This is a genomic window from Paraburkholderia elongata (assembly GCF_013177735.1).
Lineage (GTDB): Bacteria > Pseudomonadota > Gammaproteobacteria > Burkholderiales > Burkholderiaceae > Paraburkholderia > Paraburkholderia elongata.
The window spans coordinates 15,211-36,819 of sequence record NZ_WOEZ01000261.1 but is presented as its reverse complement, the minus strand read 5'-3'; the positions used below and the strand labels follow the sequence as shown (position 1 = coordinate 36,819).

20 protein-coding genes are annotated in these 21,609 nt (G+C 61.6%); 9 read left to right on the top strand and 11 right to left on the bottom strand.

The window, feature by feature from the left end:
• Window positions 1-93: 93 nt before the first annotated feature.
• Genes GNZ13_RS44100 through GNZ13_RS44090 form a run of 3 tightly spaced genes read left to right on the top strand, consistent with a single transcriptional unit; the run spans window position 94 to window position 2,839 of the window.
• Window positions 94-348, top strand: a complete 255-nt coding sequence (locus GNZ13_RS44100; protein WP_172176878.1) for a hypothetical protein — start codon at window positions 94-96, stop codon at window positions 346-348.
• A 19-nt stretch (window positions 349-367) separates the two neighbouring features.
• Window positions 368-2,182: an aminopeptidase P family protein gene (locus GNZ13_RS44095; protein ID WP_172176876.1), complete on the top strand. Its 1,815-nt coding sequence runs from the start codon at window positions 368-370 to the stop codon at window positions 2,180-2,182.
• A 33-nt stretch (window positions 2,183-2,215) separates the two neighbouring features.
• Window positions 2,216-2,839: an HAD family hydrolase gene (locus GNZ13_RS44090; protein ID WP_172176873.1), complete on the top strand. Its 624-nt coding sequence runs from the start codon at window positions 2,216-2,218 to the stop codon at window positions 2,837-2,839.
• A 2-nt stretch (window positions 2,840-2,841) separates the two neighbouring features.
• Here the strand turns inward: GNZ13_RS44090 and GNZ13_RS44085 are convergent, their stop codons facing one another.
• The 8 genes from GNZ13_RS44085 to GNZ13_RS44050 form a co-directional block, all read right to left on the bottom strand.
• Window positions 2,842-3,966 carry a DUF748 domain-containing protein gene (locus GNZ13_RS44085; RefSeq protein ID WP_172176871.1) on the bottom strand — a complete coding sequence of 375 codons (1,125 nt, stop codon included), beginning with the start codon at window positions 3,964-3,966 and terminating at the stop codon, window positions 2,842-2,844.
• Window positions 3,967-4,071: 105 nt separating this feature from the next.
• A complete protein-coding gene (gene ettA / locus GNZ13_RS44080; protein WP_172176896.1) occupies window positions 4,072-5,736 on the bottom strand; it encodes an energy-dependent translational throttle protein EttA in 1,665 nt (554 codons plus the stop codon).
• Between the two features lie 204 nt (window positions 5,737-5,940).
• Window positions 5,941-7,029: a sn-glycerol-3-phosphate import ATP-binding protein UgpC gene (locus GNZ13_RS44075; protein WP_172176869.1), complete on the bottom strand. Its 1,089-nt coding sequence runs from the start codon at window positions 7,027-7,029 to the stop codon at window positions 5,941-5,943.
• Between the two features lie 100 nt (window positions 7,030-7,129).
• On the bottom strand, window positions 7,130-7,975 hold the full coding sequence (gene ugpE, locus GNZ13_RS44070; RefSeq protein ID WP_172176867.1) for a sn-glycerol-3-phosphate ABC transporter permease UgpE: 846 nt from the start codon (window positions 7,973-7,975) through the stop codon (window positions 7,130-7,132).
• Window positions 7,972-8,856 (bottom strand): sn-glycerol-3-phosphate ABC transporter permease UgpA, encoded by an 885-nt coding sequence (ugpA, locus tag GNZ13_RS44065; RefSeq protein ID WP_172176865.1) that lies wholly within the window; start codon window positions 8,854-8,856, stop codon window positions 7,972-7,974. Before ugpA ends, ugpE begins: the two co-directional genes overlap by 4 nt.
• An 80-nt stretch (window positions 8,857-8,936) precedes the next feature.
• Window positions 8,937-10,262, bottom strand: coding sequence for a sn-glycerol-3-phosphate ABC transporter substrate-binding protein UgpB (gene ugpB, locus GNZ13_RS44060; protein ID WP_172176863.1), 1,326 nt, complete (start codon window positions 10,260-10,262; stop codon window positions 8,937-8,939).
• Between the two features lie 147 nt (window positions 10,263-10,409).
• Complete coding sequence (locus GNZ13_RS44055; protein ID WP_172176861.1) at window positions 10,410-10,667, bottom strand: hypothetical protein; 258 nt, start codon at window positions 10,665-10,667, stop codon at window positions 10,410-10,412.
• Window positions 10,668-10,700: 33 nt separating this feature from the next.
• Window positions 10,701-12,476 (bottom strand): hypothetical protein, encoded by a 1,776-nt coding sequence (locus GNZ13_RS44050; RefSeq protein WP_172176859.1) that lies wholly within the window; start codon window positions 12,474-12,476, stop codon window positions 10,701-10,703.
• Between the two features lie 462 nt (window positions 12,477-12,938).
• Between GNZ13_RS44050 and GNZ13_RS44045 the strand changes: the two genes are divergently transcribed.
• Both GNZ13_RS44045 and GNZ13_RS44040 read left to right on the top strand, forming a co-directional pair.
• The gene (locus tag GNZ13_RS44045) at window positions 12,939-13,190 is read left to right on the top strand and encodes a type II toxin-antitoxin system Phd/YefM family antitoxin (RefSeq protein WP_172176857.1); all 252 of its coding nucleotides are present in this window, start codon (window positions 12,939-12,941) and stop codon (window positions 13,188-13,190) included.
• Window positions 13,190-13,507, top strand: a complete 318-nt coding sequence (locus GNZ13_RS44040; RefSeq protein ID WP_172176855.1) for a type II toxin-antitoxin system RelE family toxin — start codon at window positions 13,190-13,192, stop codon at window positions 13,505-13,507. The genes GNZ13_RS44045 and GNZ13_RS44040 overlap by 1 nt, the downstream gene beginning before the upstream one ends.
• 412 nt (window positions 13,508-13,919) lie before the next feature.
• On the opposite strand, the gene ychF is transcribed toward GNZ13_RS44040, so the two are convergent.
• A complete protein-coding gene (ychF, locus tag GNZ13_RS44035; protein WP_172176853.1) occupies window positions 13,920-15,014 on the bottom strand; it encodes a redox-regulated ATPase YchF in 1,095 nt (364 codons plus the stop codon).
• 262 nt (window positions 15,015-15,276) lie between these two features.
• Between ychF and GNZ13_RS44030 the strand changes: the two genes are divergently transcribed.
• The 4 genes from GNZ13_RS44030 to GNZ13_RS44015 all read left to right on the top strand — a co-directional run bounded on the left by GNZ13_RS44030 (window position 15,277) and on the right by GNZ13_RS44015 (window position 19,938).
• Window positions 15,277-16,449 carry a UbiH/UbiF family hydroxylase gene (locus GNZ13_RS44030; protein ID WP_172176851.1) on the top strand — a complete coding sequence of 391 codons (1,173 nt, stop codon included), beginning with the start codon at window positions 15,277-15,279 and terminating at the stop codon, window positions 16,447-16,449.
• Window positions 16,450-16,575: 126 nt separating this feature from the next.
• Window positions 16,576-17,301, top strand: a complete 726-nt coding sequence (locus tag GNZ13_RS44025) for a DsbC family protein (RefSeq protein ID WP_172176849.1) — start codon at window positions 16,576-16,578, stop codon at window positions 17,299-17,301.
• A gap of 95 nt (window positions 17,302-17,396) precedes the next feature.
• Complete coding sequence (locus GNZ13_RS44020; RefSeq protein ID WP_172176847.1) at window positions 17,397-19,187, top strand: M61 family metallopeptidase; 1,791 nt, start codon at window positions 17,397-17,399, stop codon at window positions 19,185-19,187.
• 154 nt (window positions 19,188-19,341) lie between these two features.
• Window positions 19,342-19,938, top strand: coding sequence for an FMN-dependent NADH-azoreductase (locus tag GNZ13_RS44015; RefSeq protein WP_172176845.1), 597 nt, complete (start codon window positions 19,342-19,344; stop codon window positions 19,936-19,938).
• 105 nt (window positions 19,939-20,043) lie between these two features.
• On the opposite strand, the gene GNZ13_RS44010 is transcribed toward GNZ13_RS44015, so the two are convergent.
• On the bottom strand, window positions 20,044-20,883 hold the full coding sequence (locus GNZ13_RS44010) for a uracil-DNA glycosylase (protein WP_172176843.1): 840 nt from the start codon (window positions 20,881-20,883) through the stop codon (window positions 20,044-20,046).
• 97 nt (window positions 20,884-20,980) lie between these two features.
• Window positions 20,981-21,607 (bottom strand): CYTH domain-containing protein, encoded by a 627-nt coding sequence (locus tag GNZ13_RS44005; RefSeq protein WP_172176841.1) that lies wholly within the window; start codon window positions 21,605-21,607, stop codon window positions 20,981-20,983.
• Window positions 21,608-21,609: the final 2 nt, after the last annotated feature.

Genomic DNA, 21,609 nt, shown 5'->3' with positions numbered 1-21,609 from the left:
CTGAACCTCTATAGTTAATGAGACAAAAATGCTATCTGTGTTGGCCCCTTGCGCCCATGAGACAAATCTGAAACTGCGCGAGAACTGCCGCTGATGGGGTGGCCCGGAATCCTGGTGCTGGGCGCGGTGATCGGCCTAGCGGGCTGGTGGCTGCATCCGCTGCGCCGTTCGAGCCGCGCCCGTTGGTGGGTGGCGTTACTGGCCGGCCTGCTGGGCGCGAGTGTCGCGCGTATGGCCGGCAACGTGGTTGGTCTCTTTCATGATGGCGATACGCTCGAATGGCCGGTATGTACCGCCATCGCGCTGGTCGCCGTTGCCGTGACGGTCGGCTTGCTTTCCCGTCGATGAATATTTGCAGGTGACTCCGATGAATGCCCGACTTCCCGAAACCTCCTCCATTCCTGAACGGCTCGCGACATTGCGCAAAGCGATGGCGGGCGAAGGCGTAGCCGCCTATCTGGTGCCGTCCGCGGATCCGCATCTTTCCGAATATCTACCCGGGCGCTGGCAAGGCCGACAGTGGTTGTCGGGTTTCACCGGCTCGGCTGGCACGCTGGTCGTGACCGCCGATTTCGCCGGCGTGTGGACCGACAGCCGCTATTGGGAACAAGCCAACGCGCAACTGGCCGGCACCGGCGTTCAGTTGATGAAGATGACCGGCGGCCAGCAGACCGCGCCGCATTTCGAATGGCTTGCACAGAACGTCGCGACCGGCGGCACGGTCGGTGTGGACGGCGCCGTGCTCGGTGTGTCAGCGGCGCGTGCTTTGAGCCAGGCGCTCACTGCACGCGGCGTGAAGCTGCGCACCGACGTCGATCTGTTCGACGCGATCTGGCCGCAGCGCCCGTCGCTGCCCGTCGCCGCCGTGTTTGAGCATGCCGCGCCGCACGCGAGCGTCGCCCGCTCGGAAAAGCTCGCACAGATTCGCCGTGCGATGGCGGAGAAGGACGCGCAATGGCACTTCATTTCCACGCTCGACGACCTTGCATGGCTTCTGAATCTGCGCGGCGCCGATGTCAGCTACAACCCGGTGTTCGTGGCGCACGCGCTGATCGGTCCGCAGAGCGCTTCGCTCTTCGTCGCCGACGGCAAGGTGCCGCAAGCGTTGGCCGATGCGCTCGCGCGTGACGGTATCAGCGTCGAGCCGTATGCAAAGGCGGCGGATGCGCTGGCCGCACTGCCGGCCGGCAGCACGCTGCTGATCGACCCGCGCCGCATTACATATGGCTCGCTTCAGTTGGTGCCGTCAACGGTGAACGTCGTCGAGGCGGTCAATCCGTCCACGTTCTTCAAGTCGCGCAAGACCGAAGCAGAAGCGGAGCATGTGCGCGAGACGATGGAACAGGACGGCGCGGCACTCGCCGAATTTTTCGCGTGGTTCGAAGGCGCGCTGGGCCGCGAAACGATCACCGAACTGACGATCGACGAGCGCCTGACGGCGGCCCGCGCGCGCCGTCCGGGCTTCGTGTCGCTGAGCTTTGCGACGATCGCCGGCTTCAACGCGAACGGCGCGATGCCGCACTACCGCGCGACCGATGAGTCGCATTCGGTAATCGAGGGCAATGGCCTGTTGCTGATCGATTCGGGCGCGCAGTATCTGAGCGGCACGACCGACATCACCCGCGTCGTACCGGTCGGCACCATCAGCGAGGCACAGCGGCGCGACTTCACGATCGTGCTGAAAGGCACCATGGCGCTGTCGCGCGCGAAATTCCCGCGTGGCATTCGTTCGCCGATGCTCGACGCGATCGCCCGCGCGCCGATCTGGGAAGCGGGCGCCGATTACGGTCATGGCACCGGTCACGGGGTGGGCTATTTCCTGAACGTGCACGAAGGCCCGCAGGTGATTTCGCACTACGCGCCGGCCGAACCGTGGACGGCGATGGAAGAAGGCATGATCACCTCGGTCGAGCCGGGCATTTACCGGCCGGGCAAGTGGGGTGTGCGGATCGAGAATCTGGTGCTGAACGTGCCCGGGGAGAAAACCGAGTTCGGCGATTTCCTCAAGTTCGAAACGCTGACGCTGTGTCCGATCGACACGCGCTGCCTCGACCTGTCGCTATTGCGTGACGACGAGCGCGCATGGCTCAACGCGTATCACGAGATGGTGCGCGCGCGCCTGTCGCCGCATGTCTCGGGTGAGGCCAAGGCGTGGCTGGAATTGCGTACGCAACCTATTTGATCTTGTCGCCACGACCTTACTGACGGAGCGTGCATGGCCATCAAGGCAGTCGTGTTCGATTTCGGCGGCGTGCTGATCGACTGGAGCCCCGAGTATCTGTATCGTCAGTTGATTCCCGACGAAACGGAGCGCCGCTGGTTTCTGACCCACGTCTGTTCGATGGACTGGGTGGTCCGTCAGGACGGTGGCCAGCCGATCGTCGAGGCGACTGACGAACTGGTCGCGAAGTTTCCCGATCACGCACCGCTGATCCGCGCGTTCTACGAGCGCTGGCACGAGATGGTGGCCGGCGTGCTGGAAGATGGCGTGGCGATCATGGAGAAGCTCGAGGCGGCCGATGTGCCGCTCTTTGGGCTAACGAACTGGTCGGCGGAGACGTTTCCGTATGCGTGGGAGCATTACCCCGTGCTGCGGCGGTTCCGCGACATCGTCGTGTCGGGCAGGGTGAAGCTGGTGAAGCCTGATCCGGCGATTTTCGCGGCCATGCGTCAGCGGATCGAGGCACAACTGCCGGGCATCCAGCCGGGCGAACTTGTTTTCATCGACGACAACCTGAAAAACGCCGAGGCCGCAACGGCACTTGGCTGGCACGGCGTGCATCACACGGGCGCCGCGCAAACCGAAGCGAAATTGCTTGAGCTGGGGTTGCCGGTTTAAGCCTACTGCCCAAGCAGATTTTTCAACGCGTTACCCAAGCCTTTCACCGTTTCTCCTGCGCCCTTCGCCACGCCCTCGACGCTCACGCCCATCGCTTTCGCAAAACCGGCGCCAACGCGCGTCATCAGACTCTCCTGCACCGAAAACTTCGGGTCGCGCAAATTCCCATCCAGCACGAAATGCAGCGTGATGTCGCCGTTGTGTGTCTTGAGCGCGGCGATGGCGGCTTTGGTCGGAATCGACATGAAGGTGTCGAGCGGGTTGTCGCTGTCGGCGAGCTGCAAATGGTGGATCGTCACCGTGCCAGGCGCGTGCAACTGATAGTTGCGCACCGTTGAGTCGACCGTCAGGTCGACCGTGCCGCCCGTCACTTGCGCCTTTGCGCCGGTTTTTTTCATCAGGTACGGATCGAGCATCACGACATCGACGCCGCGCAGTTTGCTGGTGGTCTGCGAATCCTTGCTGGCGATCTTGATCCACCCGTCGAACGAAACGGTGCCCGTGTGCGTCGGGCCCTTAATCGAGCCGGTGACGCTGACGTTGGTCGGTTCGGTGAGCGCGGGCAGATGCAGGTGGTCGACAGTCGCGTTGGCGTTGCTGACCGCCACTTTGAATGCTGGCTGGCCGACCGTCATGTCGTAGAAATGGAAGTTGCCTTGCTCGAAGCTAATATGATCGACCAGCTTTTCGCGGGAGCCGGGTGTTGCCACGCCGCTGGCTTCGTCGTCGTTGGGGCCGTTCACCGCCTGCCGCAGATTCGGCACCAGACGGATCGCACCGTCCTTCGTTCGCATTACCGCGATGTCGAAGCCGCGCACCACCACGCTGCGAATATGCATGCGCCGCGCGAGCAAATCGCGGATATCGGGTGTGAGCGTGATTTCGTCGGCGCGTAGCGGATCACCGGCGGGCCAGCCGGGTGGCGCTTTGAGCAGAACATGGGTGAGATGGACTGAAGTAAGGCCGACCCGGATGCTTTCGGCGCTGCCTAATGGCCCGAGCGCCGCAATGACGTGTTCCTTGACTTCGCGCTGCGCGAACTGCAGCGCACCGACCACGACGACGATCAGCACCACCAGCACGCCACCTACGGCAATGGCCCAGCGCTTGCCCTTCGACATCGCCATGCTTGCCTCCTCGTCGCCGCGCTGGGTCCACAAAACCGTCAGCAAAAAACCGGCCAGCAAAACAGCCCGCTCATCAGCCAACGAGCGGGCTGCCAAGCTCGAGATTTATCGCGCGATCGGCTTGTAACGCAGACGCTTCGGACGTGCAGCTTCTTCACCGAGGCGTGCGCGTTTGTCCGCTTCGTATTCCTGGTAGTTGCCGTCGAAGAACGTGATTTGCGAATCGCCTTCGAACGCCAGGATGTGCGTCGCGATCCGGTCGAGGAACCAGCGATCGTGCGAGATCACCATGACGGAGCCGGCGAACTCGAGCAAGGCGTCTTCCAGCGCGCGCAGCGTTTCGACGTCCAGATCGTTCGACGGTTCGTCCAGCAGCAGCACGTTGCCGCCCGCGATCAGCGTCTTCGCCAGATGCAACCGGCCACGCTCACCACCCGACAGATTGCCAACGGTCTTTTGCTGATCGCCGCCCTTGAAGTTGAACCGGCCGATGTACGCACGCGAAGGTGTTTCGTACTTGCCGACCGTCAGCACGTCCGCACCGCCGGAGATTTCTTCGAACACGGTCTTCGAGCCGTTGAGTGCGTCGCGGCTTTGGTCCACGTACGCGAGCTTGACCGTCGGTCCTTGCACGATCTCACCCGAATCCGGTTGTTCACGGCCGGTCAGCATGCGGAACAGCGTCGACTTACCAGCGCCGTTCGGCCCGATGATGCCGACTATCGCGCCCGCCGGAATCTTGAAGCTGACGTCGTCGAGCAGCAAACGGTCGCCATATGACTTGCTGACGTTCTTGAACTCGATCACTTCGTTACCCAGGCGGTCGCCGACCGGGATGAAGATTTCCGAGGTCTCGTTGCGCTTCTGATAGTCCTGGCTGTTCAGTTCCTCGAAGCGGGCAATACGCGCCTTCGACTTCGCCTGACGGCCCTTCGGATTCTGGCGCACCCACTCCAGTTCCTTCTTGATCGCTTTCTGACGCGCCGATTCCGACGACTCTTCCTGCTTCAGACGCTCTTCCTTCTGGTCGAGCCAACTGCTGTAGTTGCCCTTCCAGGGAATACCGTGGCCGCGGTCGAGTTCGAGAATCCACTCGGCGGCGTTATCGAGGAAGTAGCGATCGTGGGTCACCGCGACGACCGTGCCCGGGAAGCGCGTGAGGAACTGCTCGAGCCATTCGACCGATTCCGCGTCAAGGTGGTTGGTCGGCTCATCCAGCAGCAGCATGTCGGGCTTTTCGAGCAGCAGTTTGCAGAGTGCCACGCGGCGCTTTTCGCCGCCCGACAGATGCTCGATCTTCGCGTCCCATGCCGGCAGGCGCAACGCGTCGGCGGCGATTTCGATCTGCTGTTCCGCGCTGCCGTCGGTGGTGGCGAGGATCGCTTCGTACTTTGCCTGCTCGGCGGCGAGTGCGTCGAAGTCGGCGTCCGGCTCCGCGTAGGCCGCGTAGATTTCGTCCAGTTTCTTTTGCGCGCCGAAGACGTCACCGAGACCTTCTTCGACCGCTTCACGCACCGTCTTGTTCGGATCGAGCTTCGGCTCCTGCGGCAGATAGCCGATGTTCAGGTTCGGCATCGGCGTGGCTTCGCCTTCGATTTCCTTGTCCACACCGGCCATGATGCGGATCAGCGTCGACTTGCCCGAGCCGTTCAGGCCGAGCAGGCCGATCTTCGCGCCGGGGAAGAATGACAGCGAGATGTCTTTCAGGATTTGACGCTTGGGCGGCACGATTTTGCCGACCCGGTTCATGGTGAAGACGTATTGGGCCATTTGCTTGCAATAGACGTTGACGACGCCGGCCGCTTTGGGGCGGCGGTCGTGGGTGGATGGGTAATGGGTGTTGTAGCCGGGCAGTGCGCCCGGCGCCGGCCGGCGCGGCGTCGAGTTCAACGACGCCCCGCGCGCGGGCGGGTAGTTCAGGTGGCATTGTACTTCGGGGTGGGGGTGCGGCGGCAGAGGGTGTCCGCAGTGGCGTCAGTTTGCTCGCCGTCCCGTCGACGGATCGAAGAAATGCAGATGCTGTGCGGGCAACGCCACTTGCAGCGCTTCACCTGCCGCGGGCCGATGCATGTGCGGCAAGCGGACCGTCACGTCGTGTTTGCCCCAGCGGCCGTGCGCGAGGTTGTCCGCGCCGAGCAGTTCGCAGGAATCGACGGTCAATGTGGCGTGAGACGCGTCCGCTTGACCCGGCGTCATGTGCTCGGGGCGAATTCCGAGCGTCCATTCGCGGCCCTTGGAAACTTCCCGGCCGATCGACGCTACGCGTGTGAGCGGCAGCTTCGGCCCGTTGCCTGCGACCTCGAACATAGAACCGTCATCTGACACGCGGCCTTCCAGCAGATTCATCCCCGGTGAGCCGATGAAGCTCGCGACGAACACCGTCGCCGGCCGCTCGTAGACCTCGGTCGGCGCGCCGATCTGCTCCGCGTGGCCCTTGTTCATCACGATCACGCGTTGCGCGAGCGTCATTGCTTCGATCTGGTCGTGCGTCACGTAGAGACTCGTAGTGGCGAGCCGCGCATGCAGGCGCTGGATTTCGAGACGCATCTGCACACGCAGCCTTGCGTCGAGATTCGACAGCGGTTCGTCGAACAGAAACACTGCCGGTTCGCGCACGATTGCGCGGCCCATGGCGACGCGTTGTCGCTGGCCGCCGGACAACTCGCGGGGCTTGCGTGCGAGCAGCGGTTCAAGCTCGAGAATCTGCGCCGCAGCCTGCACGCGTTTCGTAATTCGCGCACGATCGACGCCTGCAATTTTCAGCGCATAGCCCATGTTCTCGGCAACGCTCATGTGCGGATACAGCGCGTAGTTTTGGAACACCATTGCGATGTTGCGATCCTTCGGCTCCAGTTGATTGACCACCTTGCCGGCGATCGAAATGGTGCCTTCGGAAATGCCTTCGAGCCCGGCCACCATCCGCAGCAAAGTCGATTTGCCGCAACCGGACGGGCCGACCATCACGACGAACTCGCCGTCCGCCACATCGACGTCGATGCCGTGCAGCACGAACTGTTTGCCGTCGTAGGTCTTTTTAACGCTTTGCAGAGTCAGTGCAGCCATGCCGTTTTAGCCTTTTCGTTGCTTGCCGCGTGTTGCGCGGTGTTCTTGATTCCATGCTTGATTCCATGCCCAACGCCGAAGCTCGCCCAAGCTGCGCGAGTTACTTCTCGGAGTCCACCAACCCGCGCACGAACCAGCGCTGCATCGTCAGCACGACGGCGAGCGGCGGCAGCATCGCGAGCAGCGTCGCGGTCATCACCAGGTGCCATTCGGTCGCGGTGTCGCCGGAAGCGATCATGCTCTTGATGCCGACCACGGCAGTGGTCAGCGATTGCTGGCTCGTAATCAGGATCGGCCACAGATACTGATTCCAGCCGTAGATGAATGTGATGACAAACAGCGCCGCCATATTCGTCTTCGACAGCGGCAACACCACGTCCCAGAAGAAACGCATCGCTCCGGCACCGTCGATGCGCGCCGCTTCCATCAGTTCGTCGGGCAGCGTCATGAAGAACTGGCGGAACAGGAAGGTGGCGGTGGCCGATGCGATCAGCGGCAAGGTCAAACCGCTGTACGTATTGCTCAGATGCATCGACGACACGACCTGCACGGTCGGAAAGATCCGCACTTCGACCGGCAGCATCAGCGTGATGAAGATCAGCCAGAACGACAGATTGCGAAACGGAAAGCGGAAAAACACGATTGCATACGCGGAGATCATAGAGATGGCGATCTTGCCGATCGAAATCACCAGCGCCATCACGAGGCTGTTGAACAGCATGCGGCCGAACGGCGCCGCCGCATTGCCGCTGCCATGCGACCAGACAGTCGCGATGTTCTCGAACAGATGCGTACTCGGCACCAGTGACAGCGGCACGCTGAACACCTCATGCTCGCTCATCGTCGCCGCGCAAAACGCGACGTACACGGGAAACACCACCAGCGCGACGCCGAGAATCAGCACCGCATGGCAGAAGAGGTCGAAACCGCGGCGGTTCTCGATCATGAGTATTGAACCCTGCGCTCGATGAAGCGGAATTGCACGACCGTCAACGCGACGACGATCGCCATCAGGATGACGGACTGCGCGCCCGAGCTGCCGATGTCCAGCCCCTGGAAGCCTTCGGCGAAGATCTTGTAGATCAGCGTGCGGGTGGATTGCGCCGGGCCGCCGCCGGTGGCGGCGTCGATCACCGGGAAGGTGTCGAAGAATGCGTAGGTGATGTTGATCACCAGCAGGAAGAAACTGGTCGGCGAGAGTAGCGGCAGTGCGATGCCGAAGAAACGCCGCACCGGACCAGCGCCGTCGATGGCCGCCGCTTCGATCAGCGAGCGCGGAATGGCCTGCAAGCCGGCATAGAAGAACAGGAAGTTATAGCTGACCTGTTTCCACACGGATGCCAGCACGACCAGAAACATCGCCTGGCTGGCGTTCAACGCGTGATTCCACACGATGCCGTACTTCGCGAGCGCATAGGTGACGAGGCCGATGCTCGGGTTGAACAGGAACGACCACAACACGGCGGCGATCGCGGGCGCGACCGCGTACGGCCAGATCAGCAGCGTCTGATAGGCCTTGGCACCGCGTGTCACGCGATCCGCGCAGACTGCCAGCAAGAGCGAAATCACCAATCCGCACACGGTGACGAGCGCGCAGAAAATCAGCGTTGTATTGAACGACGACAGATAAAGCGGATCGGCGAATAACTGCTTGAAATTGGCTAAGCCGACAAATTCGCTCGACGTGCCGAACGCGTCCTGGCTCTGCGTGGATTGCCACAGCGCTTCGCCCGCCGGCCACAGAAAGAACAGCAGCGTGATCAGGAGTTGTGGCGCAACGAGCAGATAGGGCAGGACGCTGGTGCCGAAGCGGGAGCGCTTTTCCATCGAGAATTCCCAAGGTTCTGCTGCAACATCGGGTTTCGGCGCGAGCGCACCGAAACCCGGCCGGCTAGTACCGCTAGTGCTTAGCTACCGGCTTTCTCGAAGCGGCGCAGCAACTCATCGCCACGCGTCACGGACGAATCGAGCGCCTCTTGCGGCGTCTTCTTCTGTGCCCAAACCTGTTCGAGTTCTTCGTCGATGATGGTGCGGATCTGTGGCATGTTGCCCAGACGCAAGCCCTTCGTGTACGGCAGCGGCGGCTTGTTGAGCATCTGCTTGATCGCGGTGTCGCTGCCTGGGTTCTTCTCGTAGAAGCCTTGCTGCTGCGTAAGTTGATACGCGGCGGTCGTGACCGGCAGGTAGCCGGTGTCCTGATGCCACTTCGCAGCAACCGGCGCCGACGACAGATAAGACAGGAATTTCGCCACGCCCTTGTACACCGCCGGATCTTTACCCGACAAGACCCACAGGCTTGCCCCGCCGATGATCGCGTTCTGCGGCGCGCCCTTCACGCTGGCGTCGTACGGCATCATGCCGGTGCCGAAGTTGAACTTCGCGTACTTCTTGATCGTGGCGAGCGAGCCCGACGAGTTCGTGATGATCCCGCAATCGCCGCTATAGAACTTCGACACCGGTTCGTCCTTGCGGCCGACATAGGTGAACGTGCCTTCCTTCTGCATGTTTTGCAGGAACTGGATATGTGCGACTTGCAGCGGCTTGTTGAATTCGAGCTGGGCATTCGCGCCGTCGAAGCCGTTGTTCTCCGACGCAAACGGCGCGCCCTGCCACGCGCTGTAGTTTTCAAGCTGAATCCAGCTCTGCCAGCCGGACGAATAGCCGCATGCCATGCCCGACGCTTTCAGCTTCTGCGCGTCGACCTGCACTTCGGCCCAGGTTTTCGGCGGCTGATTCGGGTCGAGCCCGGCTTTCTTGAACGCGTCCTTGTTGTAATACAGCACCGGCGTCGAGCTGTTGAACGGCATCGAGATCAGCTGGCCGCTTTTAGAGTCGCTGTAATAACTTGCAATGGTCGGCACGAAGGCCTTTTCGTCGAGCGGCACGCCGGCTTGCTTGAACACGTCCGAGACCGGGATCACGGCTTTCTTCGCCTGCATCATTGTCGCAGTGCCGACTTCATAGACCTGCAAGATAGCGGGCGCGTTGCCGCTGCGGTAAGCGGCGATGCCGGCGGCGAGTGTCTGGTCGTAGGCGCCTTTGAACACCGGCACGATCTTGTAGTCGCTCTGCGACGCGTTGAACGCGTTGGCGATGTCGTTCAGACGTTCGCCCAGGGCGGCCTCCATGGCATGCCAGAACTGGATTTCAGTGGCGGCGTGAGCCGTCTGGCTGATGCCGAAACTCAACACGGCGGCAACGGAAAGCGAACGGAACAGCGGCTTGCAACTCATCGATTGGTCTCCTGTGTCGACCGGAGTTAGCGCTTCAGCGCGCTACTCTGGTCCCATGCAAAGCACTTACTCTGGTCCCATGCTTACTCCGGTCCCATGCAACATGGTTGCTGATCGGAACGGAACGGGGATGCGGATCGCGCGATTCTATTTGTGTTCGATGACAGTCCGGCGTCGGTTACCGGGCGGCGGCCCGCTTTTGGCTGGCGCCGACTGCAGCAATTTAACATCGGCTGTCATGGGACAGAAACAATGGGTGCCAGAAGGCGCGATTTTGCGCGAGGTGATGCCTGAACGCAGGCCGCTGGTTGCAACTGCCTGCGTGCAGGCATGACGGAAGACGGGGCAGGCGCCGGTAACGTCGCTGCCCAGGATTATCGCTTCGAGCGTGTTTTCGGCGAGCATCTACCGCATGCCATGTGCATCATGGATAGGGCTTTAAGTCGGCATGCCAAAACCCAGAGAGCGAATTAGAGTCCGGAATTTTTCTTCGTTTTCACGCCGGACTACCAGTTGCCGATCGCCCGCGCGAAGACACAAACCCGCCATTTCCTTACGCGTAGCGATCATGGTCGCGATTTCCGCATTCTCACAATCGATCAGCAGTGCGGTACCCGCAATTTTCAGCGCCTTGCCCTGCTGCTGGGTGATCCTAATGAAGGACTCCGCCGTTTCTGGCAGGGGCTGGTCTTCACGGGTCTGCAGAAACGCTCGAAGTTCGGCAATATCGTGTCCTCTTTCAACCGCTCCAACGGCCTTTTGACGGTCCAGCCGCCAACTTTTATCCGTTGCCTCTACGGCCCAGGTGTCAAGCGTCAGAAATTCTTCCGCCGTCAGGTTTCCGCCAACAACATTTACGTGCAGACTGGGCAAAACCGAAAGCTTGACGCCGGGCTGGACCGAGGCAGGCGTGTAGTCATCACTCAGGCCGAGGCAATAGGCACCAAGCGGTGTTACACGGAAGTAGATAAGGCCGTCATAACGACTGAGGAATTCTAAATCGTCCGTTCCCCATATGCCGCCAAAGTCAACGCGCGCCCCAGTCGCCTCGATGTAGGCGACGTCAACGATGCCCAGCGCGGCGGCATACTCAAACAGGAAACAGAGCAAATAGCGCAATTGCAAAATTTCCCAGCCGTGGTAACCGTTGTGGCCCAGGGCGCCATATTGCTGATCGATGATATAGAGCTTCCACGGATCATGGGTCACTTCAAACGTGCGGCCTGTCGCTTGCATGAACCGGGAAATGTCATCGACATTGATCCAAGCTCCAATCGGACAGAGCCGCAGTATTTCGGTGATAGCAGCGCGACGCGGCGCTAGGGCAGTCATGACGCGACCTTTCGATTTCTGCCCCTTGATGACGTCGACGCGGCTGAACTCGTCAAACAGATTGGATTTGAGCCATTTGTTCCAGATCGTGCTCAATACGCTGGCTTGGGATGAGGCCAAAGCTTTCCGCCCCGCTGCGCTCAGCGCAAGTTTGCTGCCGTTCCGTTGCACCAGCCCGGCGGCCTGAAGCAGCAGCGGCCACGAGAACGCCTTGATTGGGCCAATCTCCTGATCCCATTGATCTTGCGGGGGTTTGTCGGCGTAGAAGTCGCCGCCGGCGAGACTCTCTGTCAACAGGCGCAGCGTTGCCGCACCGGGTAAAGATGTCTTTTCGCTGACCTGGATTTTGCCCTGATCCGTCAGACGTAGCAGAACCGTTAGATCCACCATGGCATCGCGCTCGGTGTGTCGCACCGTTAGCCGATTTTCGTCGATCTCCTCCGGAAGCGTTTCGATGGTGCTCAGCCGGACGGGCTCGGGTTCGGGCGCGAAGGTTTTTAGTCGTTCGCGCATATCAACGGGCAGGCTGTAATACCCATCCTGTTCGTACAAAAAGAGGCACAACGCCGTCGGTGGCCCATAGTACGAATACCGGCGTCCATCCTCCTTGACAGTGAATTCAGGCAGGCACCCGTGTTTTGCACGGAACCGGTTTTCATCAAAGAAACCGTCTGGCGCGTATGCCGTCTCCGCCACCGCCGTACGTTGGGTGTCGTCCAGGCGATCCCAGAGGGCGCGCAGCCCGTCGCCCGTAAGACTTCGCGTGATTTCCCCGACCAGTTGGTCTTTCGTGCCGGTGTGGGCAGCATCAGGAAGCCAGCGCATCATTGATTTCAACCGGTCCTTGGTGAGCCGGAAGAGCACTTCGTTTAACGTGTTCATGGGCGAAATTTGATGCGTTGCTCAGAAAGATGACCCGTATTGTCTTCGAAATCTTCGGCTCGCCCGTAGGGTTAGCGCATACGCCTCGACCGTCGCGCCAGGCGATTACTCAGCACTGCCTGGCCCTGAGTGTCGGATTCTTCTGTACCGGGTTTTTGTCTCGTCTGTCGAACGAAGCACGCCTGGTTTCGTACCCGGCTACTCGTTGGATGTCTATCGACTCGTTCGGATTGGATTGACATGAAAAAGCCCGCTGGAAACCAAGCCGGGCGCTTAACCTGTTGAAGGTAAAAGCGACGGTTTTCGCAGAATCATATGATTGATGGTGGCACTCGGAGTCTCAGAGCGGCACGGTTTCTTTGGTTTTGCGCCCTATGCGCCGCCCTGCGGCAATTGCTGACCGAGCACACCGGACAAACGTGGCGTAAAATAGGTCTAAATTTTGACCTATATGGTGTTGCCATGGAAAACATCCACAGCCTGCTAACCGTCAGCATCTCGGAATTCAAACAAAACCCGGGGAAAGTGGTTGAAGAGGCGCATGGCCAGCCTGTGGCCGTGCTCAATCACAATCGTCCGGCCTTCTACACGGTGTCGCCGGAGCTGATGGCCCAGATGGCCGAGTTATACGACGAGCGTCAGCTGGCGACGCTTGTACAGTCTCGCCTCAAATCGGTGAGCCGCGCGGTCAAGGTGAACCTCGACGACCTGTGATGGCGCACGAACTCCGATTCGTGCCTGAAGCACTTGAAGACTGGGTGGACCTTGACGGCTCGGTCAAAGTGCTTTTCAAGAATGCGCTGAAGAAACGCCTGCTAACGCCGAGGCTGCCGGGCGCCGAGCTCCGGTCGCCACTCATCGACTGCTACAAAATCAAGCTGCGAGGAATCGGGTACCGGCTGGTCTATCTGGTCCGCGATAACGAGAATCCGCCGGATATCGTCGTGCTGGCGGTCGGCCGCCGCGATGGCGGCATCTACGAGGCCGCAGCGGCTTCGTGGGAGGAAGGGCGAGCCCTTGAACGGGACTGACCAGACAAGGTAATACATGCGGACAGCGGACGCAGAAGGCCCAGCATCGGCGCCGAGGCAATCTGCCTACTTAAGTAGCGGCACGTTCTTGTCAGCCGCTGCAACGCGGTACTCGATAGCTGGCTGTCCGGCGCTCGTTTCCCATTGCGCCTAACGAGCGGGAACGCTCATCTGGCAAGGCTGCCTTGCCAGCCGGAGGCACCTTGGCTTGGGCACCTCGCTTTGAAATCGCGCCCTCGGCGGAAAGACCGGACATGAAGAAGCCCCTGTAAGTTTTTGACTAACGGCGGCTATTTCACCGGATTAAGGGGTTGGTTTCAACAGCTTAAGCGACCGGCTTGGCTGGAAGCGGGCCTTCTGGTTTCTTTTTTGGGCGGCGGCGGGGTAGGGCCCGGCCTGACAGCGCTTCCACTCAGACATTGAACAGGAAGTTCATCACGTCGCCGTCGTGCACGACGTATTCCTTGCCTTCCGCGCGCATTTTGCCGGCTTCCTTCGCACCTTGCTCACCCTTGTAGGTGATGAAGTCGTTGAAGGCGATCGTCTGCGCGCGAATGAAGCCGCGCTCGAAGTCGGTGTGGATCGCGCCCGCTGCCTGCGGTGCGGTATCGCCAACATGGATCGTCCACGCGCGCACTTCCTTCACGCCGGCCGTGAAGTAGGTTTGCAGGCCCAGTAGCTTGAAGCCCGCACGAATCACGCGGTTCAGGCCCGGCTCGTGCATGCCCATGTCGGCGAGGAACACTTCCATGTCGGCTTCTTCGAGGTCGGCGATTTCCGCTTCGATCGCCGCGCACACCGCAACGACCGGCGCGTTTTCCGCTGCCGCGAACTTCGACACCGCGTCCAGATGCGGGTTGTTTTCGAAACCGCCTTCCTTCACGTTGGCGACGTACATGGTGGGCTTGGCGGTAATCAGGCAGAACGGCTTGAGCGTGGCCTTTTCCTCATCCGACAGGTCGAGCGCGCGGACCGGCTTGGCCTGGTCGAGTTGTGCGCGCACCTTTTCCAGCACCGCGGCGTTCTTGATGGCTTCCTTGTCGTTGCCCGACTTGGCGGCCTTCGAATAGCGCGTCAGCGCCTTCTCGACGGTCGCGAGGTCGGCCAGCGCCAGTTCAGTGTTGATGACTTCAATATCCGACAGCGGGTCGATCTTGTTCGCGACGTGAATCACGTTCTCGTCTTCGAAGCAGCGCACCACGTGCGTGATCGCGTCGGTTTCGCGGATGTTCGCGAGGAACTGGTTGCCCAGACCTTCACCCTTGCTCGCACCGGCCACGAGACCGGCGATGTCGACGAATTCCACCACGGCCGGCAGGATGCGCTCCGGCTTGACGATTTCGGCGAGGGACTTCAGACGCGCGTCCGGCACTTCGACGATGCCGACGTTCGGCTCGATCGTGCAGAACGGATAGTTTTCGGCGGCAATGCCCGCCTTGGTCAGCGCGTTGAACAGGGTGGACTTGCCGACGTTAGGCAGGCCGACGATGCCGCATTTGAGGCTCATGGAAATCCTTCAGTGAATCAGTAAGTTGCGTGATGCGCTCGACGCTGCGTGCAGGATTCGAAAAGCCTTCGCGTTTGGCGTGGCGGAGGAAGCGCAGCGGAGCGGGACAAGACACCAGATCGGGGCGTTGCCTCGACGATTCTGGGCGAGTTTTGTCACGGAAAGCGCAATTGTAACCCGTTCGGATCGGGTTCTTGATCTGCCTGCGGTAAAGCTGGAGTCTCGATCCGTCCCCCGCAACCCCCGCGGCTATAATGCGCGGATGAACGCACACCACCAGACCTTTGATGCCGCCGTGATCGGCGGCGGGCTCGTCGGCAAGACCGCGGCGCTGGCGTTGACGCAAGGCGGACTGCGCGTGGCGCTGCTTGCGCAGCCGTGCGCGGCGCTGCCGCCGGGCGCCACCTTCGACTCTCGGGTCTACGCGCTGTCGTCGAGTTCGCAGGCTCTGCTGGAGCGGTTGCGGGTCTGGCAGGCGCTCGATCTGTCAAAGCTCGGACCCGTCTACGACATGCGCGTCTATGGCGACGCCCACGCCGAACTCCACTTTTCCGCGTTTCAGGCATCCGTGCCGCAACTGGCGTGGATCGTCGAGTCGTCGGTGATCGAGCGTGCGCTGGATGCCGCGCTGCGTTTCCAGCCGAATCTCACCTGGATCGACACGCGTGCGCAGGCGCTCGACTTTACCGCCGACAGCGCGAGCGTCGGTCTTGCCAACGGCAATGTGCTCGAGGCCGATCTGGTGGTCGGTGCAGACGGTGCGCATTCGTGGGTGCGCGCACAGATCGGCTCGAAAATGAACCGGAGCGACTATAAGCAAACCGGCGTGGTCGCGAATTTCAAGGCCGAAAAGCCGCATGGCGAAACCGCTTACCAATGGTTCAGGGACGGCGAAATCATCGCGCTGCTGCCGATGCCGGGGGGCCACGTGTCGCTGGTCTGGTCGGCGCGCACCGAGCACTCCGAGCAACTGCTCGCGCTCGACCCGGCGCAACTCGCGGCTGAAGTCGAGCGCGTAACGGGTGAGCAGTTCGGCGCGCTGGAATGCGTGACGCCCGCGCAAGGCTTCCCGCTCGCGCTGCAAACCGTCGACAAGCTGGTGGCGCCGCGCGTCGCGCTGATCGGCGATGCAGCGCACCTGATTCACCCGTTGGCGGGTCAGGGCATGAACCTCGGTTTGCGCGATGTCGCGGCGCTCGCCGAGACGGTCGCCGGCAAGGAAGCATTCCGCGATCTCGGCGACATGGTGTTGCTGCGCCGCTACGAGCGCGCCCGCCGCGAAGATATTCGCGCGCTGATGATCGCCACCGACGGCCTGCAAAAGATCTTCTCGGTGCCCGGTCCGTTTGCCAAGGTATTGCGCAACACCGGGATGGCATTCGTCGGCGCGCAGCCGTTCATCAAGCGCTGGCTGGTGTCGGCCGCGCTGGGCTAGTGTGTGCGCCGGCCCGCATGCCTGGCTCGGCGAGACAGGTATGATGAACGGATGGACGCCATTCTGGTCAGACCAGAAACGTCCCAAAAACGCGCATCGCGCGCGATTGAACTCCAGGAATTAAGCATGAAAAAATCCTTCCGCATCGCTGCCGTCGCGCTCGCGATCGCTGCCGTGGCAATCGGCTGCTCCGCGCAGGCCGATCAAGCCACCGACAAGCTCAAAGCCACGCTGCAAACGCGTCTGACCGACGTGACGATCAAGAGCGTGACGAAGTCGCCGATTGCCGGCCTGTACGAAGTGAACCTCGGCACGCAGATCATCTATAGCGATGCGAACGGTGATTACCTCATGCTCGGCGATATGGTCGACGCGAAAACCCGCAAGAATCTGACTGAAGCGCGTCTGGCGGAGACCAACCGCATTGACTTCGCGAGCCTGCCGTTCGCGGACGCGGTGAAGGTCGTGAAGGGCAACGGCGCGCGCAAGATCGCCGTGTTCTCCGATCCGAACTGCCCGTACTGCAAGCAGCTCGAAACCACGCTCAAGTCGATCGATAACGTCACTGTCTACACCTTCCTGTACCCGGTGCTGTCGCCGGATTCGACCGCCAAGTCGAAATCGATCTGGTGCTCGACCGACCGCGCGAAGGCGTGGGAATCGTGGATGCAGAATCATCAGGCGCCCACTGCCGCCGGCACCTGCGATACCGCCGCGATCGACAAGAACCTGGCGCTCGGCCACGCGATGAACGTCGACGGCACGCCGACCGTGTTCCTCGCCGACGGCCGCCGCTTGCCCGGCGCCGTGCCGGCAGACCGGCTGGACAAGGAAATGTCCGCCGTGCACTGAGCACGCAGCACTAGTCGAAGAAAGGAGGCGCGAAGTGCGCCTCCTTTTGCATCAAGCCCCGAACCTCCCCGCCAGAACCCTCCAAATCGCCGCCGATGAAGCCGATCCGCTACACCATCGTTCCCAAGCAACCCGCCGCCCATCTGTTCGAAGTCACCGTGACCGTCGCCGATCCCGATCCGGCCGGCCAGCGTTTCATGCTGCCGGTGTGGATTCCGGGCAGCTACATGGTGCGCGAATTCGCCCGCAACATCGTCACGCTGCGCGCCACCAATGACGCGGGGCGGAAGGTGCGCGTCGAAAAGACCGACAAGCACACGTGGCAGGCCGCGCCGGTCAAAGGCGCGCTAACGCTGCGCTACGAGGTGTATGCATGGGATATGTCGGTGCGCGCCGCGCATCTTGACGATACGACGGGCTTTTTCAATGGCACCAGCGTGTTTCTGGCGCCGCTCGGTCACGAGGAAGCGCAGTGTGTGGTCGATATCCAGAAGCCGGAAGGCGCGGCGTATCGCCACTGGCGTGTCGCGACCGCGCTGCCGGAAGCGCGTGGCACGAAGCGCTACGGCTTCGGCGAGTATCGCGCGCAGAACTACGACGAGCTGATCGATCACCCGGTCACGTTGGGTGAGTTCGCGCTGGAGACGTTCAAGGCGCACGGCGTACCGCACGATATCGTGATCGCTGGGCGCGTGATCGGGCTTGATATGGCGCGACTGTCCGCAGATCTGAAGCGTATCTGCGAAGCGCAAATCGAGTTGTTCGAGCCGGAGTCGAAGAAGGCACCCATGGATCGCTACGTGTTCATGACGCAGGCCGTCACCGATGGTTATGGTGGATTGGAGCATCGCGCCTCGACGGCGCTGATCTGCAATCGCGGCGATCTGCCAGTGGAAGGCCGCGACGCGTCCACAGAAGGCTACCGAACCTACCTCGGGCTGTGCAGCCACGAATACTTCCACACCTGGAATGTGAAGCGCATCAAGCCGGCGGTGTTTGCGCCGTACGACCTGAGCGTCGAAAACTACACGCCGCTACTATGGCTGTTCGAAGGCTTCACCTCTTACTACGACGATCTGATCCTCGTGCGCAGCGGCTTGATCTCGCAAGACGACTATTTCGGCATGCTCGGCAAGGTGATTGGCGGCGTGCTGCGTAGCAGTGGCCGTCTGAAGCAGACGGTAGCCGAAAGCTCGTTCGACGCCTGGGTCAAGTACTATCGGCAGGACGAAAACGCGCCGAATGCGATCGTCAGCTATTACACCAAGGGCTCGCTCGTCGCGCTCGCGTTCGATTTGACGATTCGCGCGCAGACCAATAACCGCAAATCGCTCGACGACGTGATGCGTTTGCTGTGGCAACGGTTTGGGCGCGACTTCTATCGCGGCAAGCCCGTCGGCGTCGAAGAAAGTGAGATCGAGGCGATTTTTGCCGAAGCGACCGGCGTGCAATTGGGCGAATTGTTCGCCGAAGCCGTGTACGGCACACGCGATTTGCCCCTCGAGACGCTGCTCGCGCCGTTTGGCGTGACGGTCGCGCCGGACTTGGAAAAGAACGGCAAGCCGTCACTCGGCGCGCGCGTGCGCAACGGCGCGGATTGCACGCTGGCGGCGGTTCACGAAGGCAGCGCGGCGCAAAAAGCCGGCCTCTCGGCGGGCGACGTGCTGATCGCGCTCGATGGTCTACGTGTAACCGGCTCGAATCTTGATTCCCTGCTGTCGCGCTATCTGCCGGGCGCAAAAGTCGAAGTCCATGCCTTCCGCCGCGACGAGCTGCGTACCGTGCAAGTCAAGCTGGACGGGCCTGAGGTGTCGCGCTACAAGCTCGCCGTGAGCGACAAGCGGCCCGCCGCGCGCAAGGCGCGGGAGCGTTGGCTAGCAAGCTGATCGTAATACTGAGCGGTGTTAATCGATGGTTCAAAGCGGGGGATTGTTCTACCAGTGCAACAATCCTTCGCTGCCGGATGGCTTTTTCCCGGGGCGGTAAAAAACCACAATGGCTCCACTCGCGCAACACTGCGCGCCCCTACTGGAGTCAACCATGACCACGATCCTGCAAATCAACTCGGCAGCCCGCTCGCAAGGCGCGAACTCGACCCTGCTCGTCAACGAGCTGACCGCAAAGCTGCAACAATCGAATCCGGGCGCGCAAGTCGTCGTCCGTAACCTGCAAGCTGAACCGCTGCCGCATCTGGACGACGCCGTCCTCGGCGCGTTCTTCACGCCGGCTGACCAGCGCACGCCGGAACAAGCTGCGATCTCTGCTCGCAGCGAAGCGCTGATCGCCGAACTGCAAGCCGCCGACATCGTCGTGATCGGCGCCCCGATGTACAACTTCGGCATCTCGTCGCAACTGAAGACGTACTTCGACTTCATCGCCCGCGCCGGCATCACGTTCCAGTACACGGCAAACGGTCCGGAAGGCCTCGTGAAGGGCAAGAAGGTTCACGTGGTTTCGGCACGCGGCGGCAAGTATGTCGGCACCCCGAATGACAGCCAAACGCCGTACCTGAAAGCCTTCCTTGGCTTCCTCGGCATGACCGATGTGAACTTCATCTACGCCGAAGGCCTGAACATGGGCCCGGATGCTGCGAGCGCAGCGTTGGCTGGTGCGCGTGAAGCGATTGCTGCTGCGTAAGTCTTGAGGTTTGTCTCGCGCTGCGTGATCGCGGCGCGGTGGAATGAAAAAATGCCACGGGATGTGAGTTCCGTGGCGTTTTTGTTTTTGTTGCTGCGATTAGCTTTACGCCAGCATCTGAGCTTCGTCGGGCAAGCGCCAATCGATCGGTGTGCGGCCGTGCTTCACGAGATACTCATTCGCCGACGCAAAGTGTCCGCAGCCGAGAAAGCCGCGATGCGCCGACAGCGGCGACGGGTGCGGCGCCTCCAGCACGTAATGCGACTTGCCGCCGAGCAGCGCGCGTTTGGCTTGCGCGTGCGCGCCCCACAGCATGAATACAAGGCCGTCATGGCGCATGGCCAGTTCGTGGATCAGCGTGTCGGTGCATTTCTCCCAGCCGCGTTTCGCGTGACTCGCGGCCGAATCGCGCTCGACGGTCAGCACCGTGTTCAACAGCAGCACACCCTGTTTGGCCCATGTGTCGAGGCAACCATGACGCGGCGGCTCGTGGCCGAGGCTCGCGGCGATTTCCTTGAAGATGTTGCGCAGCGACGGCGGCGTGCGCACGTTCGGCGCCACTGAAAACGCCAGTCCGTGTGCTTGCGGCGTGCCGCGGTCATCGCCGTGATACGGGTCCTGGCCGAGGATCACGACTTTGACTTCGTCGGGGCTGGTGAGGCGCAGGGCCCGGAAGACGTCGGCAGGATAGACGGTTTTGCCGGCCGCGCGCTCACCGTCGACGAAACGGCACAACGGCGCGTAGGCGTCGCTTTCGATGAACGGTTTGAGGTGCGCGCGCCAGGCCGGGGGCAGGGCGGCGAATTGGGCTTCGAGCGTCGGCGGCGAGCCGGCGGCTGTTGGTGTCTGCTGCGGCTGCGCTGTTGCGCCAGCCGGCGTGGCAGAGGCGTCGCCGAACAACGAGGCTTGCGACGGATTGGAGCGGGTACGGGAAGCTGAGGTCATGGCGGGGAAGTGTCGCAGCAAACGCGCTGTTGCTCAAGATGCGTCTGCAACCGGGCCGACAAGCGCGACGACGCGTCGCCGCGCTTGCCACCACCGCTCAGGCTGCTCGCAACTGATACCCGCGTTGTGCTTTGCTGATGTTGTCCGGTGCAAGGCCGGCGACCTGCTTGCCGAGTTCGCTCGCGAGCGTATTGAGCGCGGCTTCGTCGCCGGATTTCAGTTCGAGTTCGACTTCCGAGATCGGCGCGCGGCGATTTTCGCCGTTCATTTCCGCGAGCACGTCGCCTTGGTCGATCGCGGCCTCAACTTCCGAGCCGTCCAGCTCGATATGCCAGAGCGTGCGCGTGAAGTTCGTGCGGAACAGTTCGATCAACTCCGGCGCCGCCTGGCGCAAGGCCTCAGCGGCAGCGGGTTCGTCGCATGCGTGCAGCAGTGCGTCGATTTCGAGTTTTTCGCCCGCCACCGCCATTTCCCATTCGTGCCGGCTGTGCAGACCATCCTTGGCGTTGCCCACGGTCTTGAACGTTTGCAGCCAGCCGTCCGGCGTATGCCGCAGGCGCAGCGCGCTTTTCGAATGAGCGAGCACCAGTGTCGGCGTGTCGAAGTAGATATTCGCCAGCTCGATCGGGCGACCCTTGTTGCCGGTGCGCGCGACGAACCAATGCGTCGCCGCGTTCACCTGGCTCACCGGCAGTGCCAGCTTGATTTCACGTTCCATGCCCATGA